Source organism: Bacillus clarus (genome assembly GCF_000746925.1).
Lineage (GTDB): Bacteria > Bacillota > Bacilli > Bacillales > Bacillaceae_G > Bacillus_A > Bacillus_A clarus.
The window spans coordinates 218,251-230,915 of sequence record NZ_JMQC01000011.1; the positions used below are offsets into that span (position 1 = coordinate 218,251).

Annotated in this window: 9 protein-coding genes and 6 pseudogenes; 5 read left to right on the forward strand and 10 right to left on the reverse strand. The window is 33.4% G+C overall.

All coding sequences use genetic code 11. The annotated features are described in order from the left end of the window. Positions 1-930: 930 nt before the first annotated feature. The 3 genes and pseudogenes from DJ93_RS34300 to DJ93_RS34305 all read left to right on the forward strand — a co-directional run. Complete coding sequence (locus DJ93_RS34300; RefSeq protein ID WP_241484421.1) at positions 931-1,053, forward strand: hypothetical protein; 123 nt, start codon at positions 931-933, stop codon at positions 1,051-1,053. 64 nt (positions 1,054-1,117) lie between these two features. After that, positions 1,118-1,465 (forward strand): C40 family peptidase, encoded by a 348-nt coding sequence (locus tag DJ93_RS28995; protein WP_042985032.1) that lies wholly within the window; start codon positions 1,118-1,120, stop codon positions 1,463-1,465. Between the two features lie 643 nt (positions 1,466-2,108). Next, positions 2,109-2,213, forward strand: a pseudogene (locus tag DJ93_RS34305) (IS6 family transposase); the annotation flags it as partial. Between the two features lie 107 nt (positions 2,214-2,320). Here DJ93_RS34305 and DJ93_RS29000 read toward each other — a convergent pair. From DJ93_RS29000 to DJ93_RS29020, 6 genes and pseudogenes are all read right to left on the reverse strand, one after another. After that, positions 2,321-3,497 (reverse strand): annotated as a pseudogene (locus DJ93_RS29000) (D-alanyl-D-alanine carboxypeptidase family protein); the annotation flags it as partial. Positions 3,498-3,632: 135 nt separating this feature from the next. Then, positions 3,633-3,779 (reverse strand): annotated as a pseudogene (locus DJ93_RS32735) (IS4 family transposase); the annotation flags it as partial. A gap of 148 nt (positions 3,780-3,927) precedes the next feature. Continuing rightward, a pseudogene (locus DJ93_RS29005) lies at positions 3,928-4,434 on the reverse strand (transposase); the annotation flags it as partial. Further along, positions 4,414-4,749 (reverse strand): annotated as a pseudogene (locus DJ93_RS33505) (IS4 family transposase); the annotation flags it as partial. The pseudogenes DJ93_RS33505 and DJ93_RS29005, both read right to left, overlap by 21 nt. Before the next feature lie 246 nt (positions 4,750-4,995). Then, complete coding sequence (locus tag DJ93_RS29015) at positions 4,996-5,463, reverse strand: GNAT family N-acetyltransferase (protein ID WP_042985034.1); 468 nt, start codon at positions 5,461-5,463, stop codon at positions 4,996-4,998. Positions 5,464-5,504: 41 nt separating this feature from the next. Then, complete coding sequence (locus DJ93_RS29020) at positions 5,505-6,161, reverse strand: RNA-guided endonuclease TnpB family protein (protein WP_080743775.1); 657 nt, start codon at positions 6,159-6,161, stop codon at positions 5,505-5,507. A 642-nt stretch (positions 6,162-6,803) separates the two neighbouring features. Here DJ93_RS29020 and DJ93_RS31910 point away from each other — a divergent pair. After that, positions 6,804-6,941, forward strand: coding sequence for a DUF3956 family protein (locus DJ93_RS31910; RefSeq protein WP_080743776.1), 138 nt, complete (start codon positions 6,804-6,806; stop codon positions 6,939-6,941). A gap of 145 nt (positions 6,942-7,086) precedes the next feature. On the opposite strand, the gene DJ93_RS29025 is transcribed toward DJ93_RS31910, so the two are convergent. The 3 genes and pseudogenes from DJ93_RS29025 to DJ93_RS29045 all read right to left on the reverse strand — a co-directional run bounded on the left by DJ93_RS29025 (position 7,087) and on the right by DJ93_RS29045 (position 9,963). Further along, positions 7,087-7,278, reverse strand: coding sequence for a hypothetical protein (locus DJ93_RS29025; protein ID WP_042985035.1), 192 nt, complete (start codon positions 7,276-7,278; stop codon positions 7,087-7,089). Positions 7,279-7,575: 297 nt separating this feature from the next. Continuing rightward, positions 7,576-7,911 (reverse strand): hypothetical protein, encoded by a 336-nt coding sequence (locus tag DJ93_RS29030; RefSeq protein WP_042985038.1) that lies wholly within the window; start codon positions 7,909-7,911, stop codon positions 7,576-7,578. A 1,361-nt stretch (positions 7,912-9,272) separates the two neighbouring features. Then, a pseudogene (locus DJ93_RS29045) lies at positions 9,273-9,963 on the reverse strand (IS6 family transposase). 519 nt (positions 9,964-10,482) lie between these two features. Here DJ93_RS29045 and DJ93_RS29050 point away from each other — a divergent pair. Continuing rightward, entirely contained in the window at positions 10,483-11,718 is a 1,236-nt protein-coding gene (locus DJ93_RS29050) for a YcaO-like family protein (protein WP_042985044.1), read from the forward strand. 129 nt (positions 11,719-11,847) lie between these two features. Here the strand turns inward: DJ93_RS29050 and DJ93_RS29055 are convergent, their stop codons facing one another. After that, complete coding sequence (locus DJ93_RS29055; protein ID WP_042985046.1) at positions 11,848-12,420, reverse strand: tyrosine-type recombinase/integrase; 573 nt, start codon at positions 12,418-12,420, stop codon at positions 11,848-11,850. Positions 12,421-12,665: the final 245 nt, after the last annotated feature.

Sequence of the window (12,665 nt, forward strand, 5' to 3'; positions counted from 1 at the left end):
GAAACAACAAGGAATCATAAAAAAGAAACTGACATTTTCCAAATAAAACAAACTCCTGTTTCCCCCGTTATGTCGAATAATATTTTTATACAACCCAACGAAATTTTAACTTAATTAATAAATTCCAGCGTATACAAACCAGTCCTAATCTCCATTTCATTTTATTTCTTTTTTCTCCTTGTACATTTCTGATGATAAAAAAGAATGTACCTTTACTGTATGCAAATTCAGCAAACAAGAAGGAAGATCCCGAGTATCATTCAGAATCTTCCTTCTTTTGAATTTGACATTATCATTTTAACAATACTAATTTCATTATTTCACTTTTTTCTTTTACATTTGGAGATAATTATTGAACGGTAAATTGAAAGCGAACTCAATTTTCTCGGCTCCTTCCTCTTTAATCACATAATTACATTCCTTCACGACCATTAATGCGATTGAACGTTGTTCTGCATGATATTTTTTCTCTTCTTCGCATTTCTGTTTCTACGAACCTTTCAAATCTTTTGGTTTTTTGGAGTTTTGTTTTTTTCTTACATGTCCATCAAGCTAAGGTTTTAATATCCCCCCTAAATGAACATTTTCTTTTTCTACAGGTAGTTACTTTGAGAAGTCAGCTCATTTTTTCGTTTTGAGGGCGTTTATTTTTATTAAGCTGATGGATATGGAGTACACTCCTAGGTTAAAACAAATTTCCACTTAGAAACAAGTGATTTTAACAACGTTAGGAGTGTTTCATGCAGCACAATGTCATTTGTGTTGTATCGCAAGAAGAAAAATCACATTAGAAAAGAACCGGCATTCAACCAATTGTAAGTTCAGCAGAAACAGCTCAAAATACGCAAGCAACTCAACAAAGTGGCTGGGTAAAAAATGAAAATGGAATATGGTTCTTCTATGAGAATGGTGTGAAAAAGACAGGTTGGCTTGCATCAGAAGGCAAATGGTAACCTTGATCCAAATGCCGGTGGAGCGATGAAAACAGGCTGGTTACAAGAGAATGGAAAATGGTACTACTTAAATGGCAACTGGACAATTACAAATCGATAATAAATGGCAATACTTCACTTCTAGTGGTCATTAGGCAAAGGTTCTTGATGTTGCTCAAAATTATTTGGGTGTTCCTTATGTATGGGGAGTTAAAGATGCAAGAGGTCTTGATTGTTCGGGATTTGTTTATTATTCATGGAATCAAGCAGGATATTCAAGAGCATATCAGACTTCTCAAGTATTATATAATAACTCCCAAAGAATTAGTAGAGCTAATGCTGAGCCAGGAGATTTAGTATTTTTTAGTGAAACACATAGTACAAGCAACATTACTCATGTAGCTATTTATCTTGGCGGAGATGATATTATTGAAGCTGCTAGTGGAAAAAGTATGAAAGTTAAGTATTCTAAGTTATCTACTTCTTGGTATAGTAATGATTTGGTTGGATTTGGAAGGATAACGAATTTTTAATAGATAATATTTAAATAACATTATGACGAACTATGAAAAAGAACCGGAAAATATTCGGTTCTTTTGTTTTAACTATATTTATATGACCATCTAAAAAAGAATACAATTTGATAGGAATAGATAAGGATTTGATGTTATCTCTGCTTTTTCCTTTCTCCAAAACTGTTAATGACATCAAAAGCAGCAGGTATAGTTTATGATGAGAGTGAAATTTAAGAACACAATAATGCTAAAGGTCGTGCACTTGCTCTTGTTAACAATGGAAAGTATATTAATTTGACTAGTGTAAGTATTAGAGATGGGATTAAAACTTAGAATGATGAAGTTTCGTCAGCAATCGTAAAATCGAATTAAAATTAGTGAAAAAAGAACCCTTAAGGGTTCTTTTTTCTAGGCATATTTACAACATGGAGACTATTGAGATGACTCTTTCAAATCCTTATTAGGGGAAAGATTTGAAAAAGTTTAGCTTGTATTCATTTTTACATAAATGTAATATATAGTAAATTGATAATGTATAAACTAATTATTAACAATATTCAATTAAAATGGTTTTTACTATTTTTATAGTGTTAAATGGCGTTTAAAAAGAAAAAACACCCTAAGGTGCCTTCCTTCGACTTGATAACCACTTTGATTTTAAGGTATTGAAACCATTCATGCCCTATATAAACAAAGGCGAAGTCTTCAAAGAGACTCCGCTTTTTCAATGTACAATGAACTTCAACAATTACTAGCTACTTCCTAAACATTGTTTCTCATTTACCAACCTGTTTATGCTTTTTTCAAACTTTGCAACAGAACTGTATTGAATATATCGTAAGAAAAAGCTCCCACAATGGGGAGCTCTTAAAATCAACCTTTTACTGTATCAACTGCGCTATTCCACATGCTGCTAAAGAAAGATATGATTCCGCGCATAGAACGTGTAAACCAATTTGCTTGTTCTACTTCAGATTTCGTTACAAGGTCTACTTGTAATGATTTATCTGATAAGAACCTAGAGGATCGTTATTATCTTTAGGCGATATAATCATTTGACTAATTGTTACACCTTTTTTAATAGGCGCTTCTTGTTCTTTGTTCGATACTTTAAATTCTGTTTTATAAACGTCGTTGCTGCCCTTTGGCATTGGAAGTGAAACAGCTTGCTTCGTTTGAACTGCTACATCTTTATCTTTTGCATTTTCTACCCGCACTGTTTCATGCCCTTTTACTGTTGAATCTTTTTCATAGGCCTTCTTCACTTCAAAATTCGCAAATCCATAATCATATAATTTCTTTGTTTCATCAAAACGTGCTGTATGAGAGTTTGTTTTAATCACTACAGAGATTAGACGCATACCGTTTCTTTCTACTGTGCCAGTAAACAATCCCCAGCTTCTGGAGTTGTTCCTGTTTTCAAGCCATCTACACCTTCATATTGCTTAATTAAACCTTTTAACATCCAGTTCGAGTTCGCCATATCAATTGGATACTTGCCGCCCTTTTGGAATGTTTTTTTCGAGATTTTTGCTGTATCTAATGTTTTCGGGAAATCTTGAATAAGACGTTGTGCTAAAATCGCACAATCTCTTGCAGACATTTTATTTTTCTCGTCTGGAGTTGTCCCTTCAGGATGCTGTCCTTTTAAATCATTGTTTGTTAAGCCCGTAGAGTTTACAAATTTATAATTTTTCAATCCAAATTCTTTCGACTTATCGTTCATCATTTTTACGAAATCGACTTCTTTTCCAGTAACTGCTTCAGCTAAAGCAATTGTTGCACCATTGGCAGAGCAAATTGCCATTACCTCGTATAGTTCTCTTACCGTATAATAACCACCGTTTTCTAGAGGCACATTTGATAATGAGCGATCTTGTGAAATTTCGTGTGCGTATTCAGAAACTTTAATTTTCTGATCCCACTTAAGTTTCCCTTTAGCTACCGCTTCACTAACCAAGTACTCACTCATCATTTTTGTCATACTAGCAATCGCTAATAGTTCATCCGCATTTTTTTGATACAAAATCTTCCTGGAATCTGCTGATACACTTCCCATGCCCATCAACTTAAGAGTGAGCACAACCTTAGCTTTCGGCTCATCGGATCAAAACATTCCTAAAATAAAAGCATACTCTTAAAAATACGCATCACAAATAAATCCTAACGGGTTTCATTTTTTAAATTATGCAACTTTCTTTTGTTTTTTCAATCCATTATACTCATAGACAACACCCATGATATCAAAGACAGTCTTCTTCTCATATCTGTGAGATTTGCGCCCATTCTTCTGTAGGAGGTGGAACAGGCGGATTAGGACCTTTGTTATTTCTTACGATTAGTCAACCTATATTTTTAGATTTTTGATGGACTGAATATCACAAAACACAGGTACCCATCCTCATCCCTACCAAATACCCCTAATATGGATTCATTTTTTTACTAGGGGAGGATATGGTATGATGAATGAAACTATGATGTTAGGCTGTTAATCGATAATCATAGTGTATATTGTGTGTAATAAGATGAAGGAGAAGCTTCAATAACTTATTTACACATGCAATGGACGCAACTTTATGACACTTGTTATAAGGTTGCGTTTTTAATTTATCTTAATACTCGACAATGTGATTTCGCCCATAACGTCGTTGTTTAATCATATTTTGGATAATGAGGAAAAGTAATTTTCGTAAATGTTTGCTTCCACGTTTATTAATTTTATCTTTAAAAAAAGTTTTACCTGATTGAAAGCGACGTATATCAATACTGGCATATGCATTCAATGGTTTATTATTCGCAAAACGAGTCATATCACCTATTTCTACCATTAAACGTACAGCTGTATTTGGGCCGATTCCAGGAAGACTCAGAATGATACTATATTCTGTACGTTGTTCAGCTATAGGCACCATTTTGCTAATACATTGTTCTTTTTGTTAAAGAAGGTCTTGATAACGCTTTGCATATATTTTGAGCTGTTCACATACTTTTTGTTGTAACAGTAAAGAAAAAATATGTTTTAAAAATAAAACTGCTTTTGTATTTAAGCGTTTATTTAAGCCCTCAGGACTGAGTAAAGTACCAGTAGCTGCATGAAGCCTACTACATAATCGAACTAAGGGATCACTTGCTACCCGTTGACTAATCCAAATGCAAATAGTAGCTAAGTCTGAACCAGAAAACTTACGTTTTCGTTTTATAAATCCGATTTCTCTTGCAAGTTCTTCTAAGAATACAGGTGTAACATATCGTTGTAATTCTTCCGCAAATGATTGTAATTCATCTTGAATCGAGGGATTCATAAGAAAACGTCATCCTTTCTAATTTATCTTGTTTAGAAAGGATAACGTTTTTTGGTATTTGAGGGTATTAAAATCTCTTAAGCTGATGGGCTGGTGACCCCTTATAAAACAATGCCCTTCCTACAATATATTTGTTGGAAGAGTTTTAAAGTTATTTAATTGTTGAAATTTCCTACTATTACTAAGAGAAGAAATGAACGATAAGGTTGTTTAATTTGAGAGCAGAACCTTTAATAATCACTCCCATCATTTCAATAATGTATATTTAAAAATATCGACATTTTCACCTTGTTCATCTAGAACTGTTTCAATGCGTTCCCAATCTCTTTTTTCATAGTAAGCTGAAGCATTTTTTGTCTTTAAAAATACTTTCGTATAACCTATTTTTTTCATATGTTTTAGCAAGTCTTTGATTAAATAAAACCCTATCTTTTGACTTCGATATGAAGGCTCAACATATAAAGATGCCAACCAAGGTTTATATTGAGGTCTTTCTTTCCAATCGTTTTCAAATACTGATACTGTCCCTACACATTGACCATCTACATTCGCTATAAAAGTGATTGGAAATATATCTGCGTATGTTCCCTTAAAAAAATCGACAACTTCTTCATATGTTTTTTTACTACTAGTTGGTATAACAAATTCTTTGTAAACCATTTTAGCAACATCTTCTATATGTTCTGGCCGATTTACTAATAAATCAATGTCCATAAATACCTCTCCTTTTTTAAATTCTTACTATTGTCTTTGTGTTAAATATAAAGTTGCAAAAAAGCTAATCTTTTTTCAGCTTTCTTCAACCATTTAGGATTTTCATATTTTTTGCCATTAGACAATATCGTAAAGTCTTTCAATTCAACATCAATGCCAACCTTTGCATCAACCTTAGGAAACAATTGTTCATTTTCTCCCACCAAAACAGAAGCAAAATGTTTGCTGGTAGGTGTTTTAGAAATCGTCACCGATTTAATCACTCCGAAAAATGGCCTATGTTGCTTCATTCGTACCAGGGTTTTTAATTTAGGTAATTTAATATAGCCATTTTCAATAAACACTGTTCCTTTTTGGTTGTTCGTTGTATAACTACGATGGTTATCTTTTTTGCTTTTGAACTTGGGGAATCCAACAGATTTATCACGGAAGAAATTGGCGTAGGATTTATTTAGATTTAGTTGTGCGTTAGCTAACGCCAAGCTATCAACTTCCTTTAGAAATGGAAAATGAGCTTTATACTTTGCAGGTGTAGGATATTTTATGGATTTATCCATACTTTTTTGAGATTCTTGATAAGAATTGATTCTATCAGCAAGCATTTTGTTGTACACAAAACGCACGCACCCAAATGTTTTTGCAAAAAATATTCTTTGTTCTTCATTCGGATAGATACGATATTTGTATGCTTTCAACATCACCTACACCTCACTTTTCATCTTTCATTGATATACCAATTTTTACACTTTATAAGACTAATTATGTTAGGAGAAAAAATAAAAAGCAAACCCCTTTTGGCTATGCCAAACCGAAATTCATCTCCCGCCTACCGTTGGGCTATCGCCCTGCACACGCTTGAGGAAGGAGAATTCTTTCGGATAAAACGTTAAACAACTATATTTTCTTTTAAATGACTCTGTTTTACATTAAACAGCTTTATTATTCGTGAACAAAAACAAAAAAGTGAACTTAATTATCATAAATAAATTTGGCGAGAAAAATTTCGTTTTTGGGGTACTTCAAAATCTTAAGTTGATGGGCATGCGGCTGAACTCCTATAAAGAGGTTTTACTATAAAAAATAAACAGAGAGATGATAAAAACAAGTCCAAGCTACAGGAATTCGTGATATTTATCGAGTTTATTAACCAGACACTTGAATTGGTTAATAAGTCAGCACGTTTATTCAATTAACGCGCTCCTCTATTTTCGTTCATTGTGTTCGTTTGTTTTGTTGCATGGATACAAAACTATTAATTATATAAAAACAAACTATCTGACTATTACATTTATACAATGAATTCATATACTGTAGTAGATTACTAGAAAGGAGGCGTATACATGACAAGCTGTATTCTATTCGTAAATGGCCAACCTTTTTTGGTTATCTCTGTTGCTGGAATTGAAATCGCTAGATTAGAAATTTCTCTTGAAGTAGCACTAGCTTTGCAAGTACTAGGGATTCCGATTTGTTCGTAAACCTTGGGTATTTATTAAAAAGAGGGCTTCGGCTCTCTTTTTTATTTATCTCTTATCATCCCTTAACAACAAATAAGACGCTAAACCGATCACGGCAGCGCCTACAAGAATTGCTATTAGCTCAATCAATTCATTTATCCTCACATTATTTATTTCTTTGTTTCCATACCCCACTCTTTTTATGATAAGTGTTTTTGCTATCCATAAAGTCGGCTGTATTACCTGGAACGTTATATTTCTTACTCTTTTTCTTAGCTTTCTTCTTCAGTCTCTTCTCTTCTTGAACAGCTTGTAAATCCGCCTTCCATTGCTTCAACAAATCCTTTTCACTTCGCATAGAATTTGTACCCCTTAGTTGGAATTATTCACTCAATATACAAATTCTACCTTTCAACATAAATATCCTTTTATTTGAAATTAAATGTCCATTTTACCCAATAAAAAAAGCACCTCGTTCAGGCGCCAAAGATAAACGCAAAGGTAACTAACACGTTAGAAAAAACCTTTCTGTATCATTGTATGGATTGTGGATTTATTCACGTTATACCTAAAATAATATTTAAATACGTTTATTGTATAATTTCTATATAACAACGAAAAAAGCACCCGTTATGGATGCTTTTGATTTATCATATTACTTTTCTTCTCGTTCCTTAATCATTACGTCGATTCTGCTGAATAGCTTTTCGTTTAAACCTTCGTGTACATTAATTTCTTTTTCTAGATTATATATTTCATCAATAAGTTTTATCTGCCGTGCGCCATAATCCTTTGAAATTTGATTAAGTGCTTGTTTTTGATTGTGTTCCTCTACTGTAACACTAAGTAAACACTGTACTTTTTCGTTAAGTATTTCTAAATATTCTTCTAAACTTTTTAATCTTCTTTGTCTTTCTCCCTGTTCTTGCAACAAATCCTCTTTCCATAATTTCATGGATGTAATAATATTCGTTTTTGTAGAAACCGTCATACTTCTTCCCCCTTGTTTTTTTTATACAAATTATAACAAAACGAAAAAGGTAATGATATCCAATCACTACCTTTTTATAAAGGGGATGGGAGAAATATATCGAAAGGGTGTTTCGAAATAAATCAATTTAAGGCTGAATACTCTCAACCTTCTCCAAGCAAGCCACCGCATCAATACTATATGGCTACACGCCTCGTGTCAGTGACTGGGAGAAGACGAAGAATCTTCTCGTTTTAAGTCCGTAGACCTCGAGAGCTATGGAACTCTCTATCGTTTTCAAAGCAGGTACGGTGTTTCCGCACCTTGTTTTAACTAACACCTAAGTATTAACTAAAACAAAGAGCGGAAGCTCTCTGCTCGTTTGGCTGTTTACGAAGAAATCCTAACTTACATTAGTAATTGTTGTGAGTAACTACAAATATAATTAAAGTTTTTCTTCTCACAGGAGAACACGGTTCATTCAATCGAACAAAACCTCATTCTCCATTTTCAAACGTATTTGAGTTATCTTTAAACTAGAAATCAAGAGAAATGACAGATGTGATTTTACTGCCTATGAGTCCACAAGTGAAAGGTGGAACACTTATATACTCAATGAGAAGTAAAACAGCATGACGAATGCGAGTAATCCCACACCCGCCACACTGGAATATGTCTTCATTAGTTTTAATTTGTTTTAATTCGTCTTTTCGTCTTAACGCGGATTCTTACCGCCTAGCCCGCCCTTATTGCGGTATACGTTACCGTGACATTCTCGCATAGAACGTTTCACTTATAGGTGTACTAATCCTCTTCGATATGCGGTTTTCAAAGGGCTTGTAAGATAATGATACGGTGAATCAAACATCTAGATATCCTCCTCTTTCTCACCACTTTATCGGCTATTTATCGGTGTTTTTTGCTCCATTCTGATGCCTTCTCCCATTTTATATATGCGTGGTCACAAAACATACAAGAATATAAAACTAGATTTTGACCTTCCTTGCTATTTATCCCCTCACTAACAAGTAACTTTGAAGGATATTCGTGCTTACAAAACAACTGTTTAATCCGTTTATAAAAACTTATTGGGTAATCCATCGCTCCATCATATCCTCTCCATTTATATAATTCGTAACGCTGTAGCAATGGTCATAATTGCATTTTTCTTCTGAAAGTAATACCAATCATTAGCTAACATCATTTGAGCCTTAATTGTCTTATCACTCATTACACCGTTTTTTAAATACTTACGCTCAATGATTTCTTTTTGTTGTATATTTACCAGTGAGTGTTCTAATGCTCTTTTAATTTGTTTGGGTTCTGGTGCAAAGATAATCAAATGTAAATAGAGAATGACAGATTCCGTTAGGAATCCACTGTTAAGCAGTGAGACCGAAGAGATTATTGATGAGTTGTATCTGGTTTCGGACAGACTTCTCCCCTTGAAAAGTTTGTCCTTTTTTGATCATATGCATAGCTTCGATTCCAGCTAGCGTCGTTGACGCGGTTTGGAAAGACTGAAATCCGAGCATATACCGGACTCGTTTTTTGATAAATCGATGGTCTTGTTCGACCATATTGTTTAGATATTTTATTTGTCGTAACTGGATTCCTGATGGTAGGTTCCCTGATTTTTGTGATTGTTTCATGGCTTTTGGATAGGCAGGATTTTTATTAACTGTGAGCACACGAGGTTTTGAGGTATGATAAGAAGCTAAGGCTTTTTTGAAGAAGCGTTTAGCTGATTTTGTTTTTCTATTTTTACTCAAATAAAAATCAACAGTGTTTCCTTCGGAATCCACCGCACGATACAAGTACATCCATTGACCTTTTACTTTGATATATGTTTCATCGACTCTCCAAGAGTCATTTGTTTGTTTGAGGTAACGTCGGATCCGTTTATCCAATTCAGGACCATACTGATGAACCCAACGCATAATCGTTGTATGAGAAATGGATAAACTCCGTTCCTCCATCATTTCCACTAAATCACGAAAACTAAGGTTGTACCGTTAATAAGATAATATCAGGCTGATAGTGCTTCCATTTGAACAAATTTTTCTTTTCCATACCAATCACACACCTTTTTAGAGTAATAGTATCAGTATGTCCAAGTTTTATAGATTTTTTGCACCAGAACCTTACAAACGGTTGTTTTTTGGAACGAGCAAATGTGTGCCTAAAGGTGTCTGTTTTTTAGGAATGTTCCCGAATTGAGAGTTCTCTTTATCACTAAATACATGAAAATTATAATTACACTCAAAAGTGTAATTATAGAAACGTAATTTATTGAGAAATTTGAATTTTCATAATAATAGGTTGTTTTCCCAATATTTTCTCTCTATAATTTGGATGTACCACATGATTATATAATGAAGGAGGAGTTCATAATGGGACGTTGGATTATAGTAACAAGTGAGAAGCATGAACCTAAATTAGCAGTGTCTGAAACAAAAGAATTACAGAAACTACAAGAAAAAAAATAAAGAAGATAAAGAGGACAGTCTTATGATGTCCTCTTTATCTATACATAAATCCATGAAAGATTGTATTCATTTACTTTATTTTATTTAACTGGAGGTTATTAGAATGCTATATTCTTGGGAAAGAGAAACCGTAGAAGAAATTGCGCATCAACGTATTATGGATACGTTCAAAGAATTAAGTTTTTCAGTTGAAAAAAAAGTTTTTGGAGATAAAATACAAACCACATACGTGGAATTATTTAATTTAAATCAACAGATTGAATCATTCGGCGTAGGAAAAGGGAAGTACAATGAATTAGGCGCATTGTTTGAGGCCTTAGAGCATTATACTCTGGAGAACATATCAATGAAAGAGTGTGATTTTTTCTCTTCTCATCATATTGCGAAGAACCCAATATTTGACGGAGAACGTGTTATGCAATTGATAGTAGAAGAACCAAATCAACAATTACTGTGTAAAAAATACTATGCTTTGAATGATACACAACAACATGTATGGTATCCATTTTTTATTGCCAATCCACATTATATGCAACATCCAATCGAAACGGATACTTATCAGTATCAGAAAGTACAACGATACAGTTCTAATAGTGGCACAGCCATTGGTTCCACTTTACATGAAGCGATTATTCATGCAACGAATGAAGTCATTGAAAGGGATGCTTTTTCTTTATTCCTACTTCGACATTTCTACTATGATATGCCAGATCATACATTAAAGATAATTCATCCAAATACACTTCCATCCTCACTAAAAGAAACGATTGTACACGCAGAAGAGGAATTACAAGAGAAAATTATACTATTGGATATTACAACGGAAGTTGCAATTCCAACTATATTAGCTGTTACAAAAAATAAAAAGCATACTGGTATATTTGGGCTAGGTACATCTTTATACCCTGAATATGCTATCTTGCGAAGTATTACAGAACTGGTTCAGGTGAATCATATTGCTTCTGCAAATATTGGTGATGAGCTAGCACATCGAGAGCATTTTTTGAATCAATTACAGCCGTATCCTCGTCACTATGCTTGTGCAGAAATGAATATGTGTTCCGTATTTAATCAATTTCCAGCCACTTATGTTTCATTTGAGGATTTACCGAGATTTTCAGAACGTAATTTAATACTTTACATCGAAGAACTGCAAGAACGATTACACCAACAACATTTTTCTATCTATTATTCTCCAGTCAAAGAGTTTTCCAATGGTATAAAAATCATACATGTACTAATTCCACAAATGGAGCGTTTTTTATTGATTACAAATGGGCAATTGGTATTCCCGTCTGAAAGAGGTATGAAAAAGAGTCTTAAATTACAATCCAGTTAATAAAAAACACCCTATAAAGGGGACTAAGAAAAATGCTAATCCGCCATATATGAGGTACCATCACCATTTTAACGTTTGTTGATGGTACCTCATATATTTTCGACAAAACAAAAAATCACCTAAATTAAATTAGATGCGAAATGTATCAAGGATATTATCTTTTTCTTCCTTATTAATTCCGATGTATCTCAATGTAATTTGTGGTGTACTATGATTTAGTATTTCTTGTAACATAGCAATATCCTTTGTTTGCTTGTAAAACCAATACCCAAATGTTTTACGCATAGTATGAGTACCAATAGATTCTACTCCGGCAAAATCTCCGGCTTTTTGTAACTGTCGATAGGCTTGAATTTTACTAATAGGTTTATCGCCTTTTCGAGAAGGAAATAACCAGGTACTTTTTAGATCTTCAGCGTATGGAAATACTTCCTCAAAAATAGATGTAATATTTATGATACGTTCCTTTTTTGTTTTTCCTTCTTTAACTTTAAATTCTTTCCGTTTTTTTCGCTTCAGTTTTAAAATCTCATTTGTTTCCATTTTAAGTAAATCACTGACACGTAATCCTGTATTGATCCCAATCAGAAATAAAATGTAATCACGATCTGAACAATGACGTTTGAGTGACCATTTCATATCATTAAGCTGTTCAATACTCCGAATTGGTTGTACATCAATTAAATGTTTCTTTTTCTCCACTCGTTTTTCAATCCCTTTGTTTTCAATATTTTGAATGTATACTTTTTATCTATTCTCTATAATATCAATGAAAATAGATAAAAGTCAATGTTAAAGCGGAAATGAAAGTAAACTTTTTGTTTTTGTTTAGATATTGAAATTGTAGTTTAATCCCAGAGTGGCCCCTCATTCCCTGAATCGTTTCCGTACCTCTCCAACTTCCATTGACACATTTTTTACTATTTAATTAAAAAAATGTTTTAGAC

Excerpts from the sequence above, each read along its gene's own strand:
- DJ93_RS29015 (WP_042985034.1), bottom strand. The coding sequence starts at position 5,463 with ATGGACATTGATTTATTAGTAAATCGGCCAGAACATATAGAAGATGTT.
- DJ93_RS29020 (WP_080743775.1), bottom strand. The coding sequence starts at position 6,161 with ATGTTGAAAGCATACAAATATCGTATCTATCCGAATGAAGAACAAAGA.
- DJ93_RS29025 (WP_042985035.1), bottom strand. The coding sequence starts at position 7,278 with ATGCGAAGTGAAAAGGATTTGTTGAAGCAATGGAAGGCGGATTTACAA.
- DJ93_RS29050 (WP_042985044.1), top strand. The coding sequence starts at position 10,483 with ATGCTATATTCTTGGGAAAGAGAAACCGTAGAAGAAATTGCGCATCAA.
- DJ93_RS31910 (WP_080743776.1), top strand. The coding sequence starts at position 6,804 with ATGACAAGCTGTATTCTATTCGTAAATGGCCAACCTTTTTTGGTTATC.
- DJ93_RS29030 (WP_042985038.1), bottom strand. The coding sequence starts at position 7,911 with ATGACGGTTTCTACAAAAACGAATATTATTACATCCATGAAATTATGG.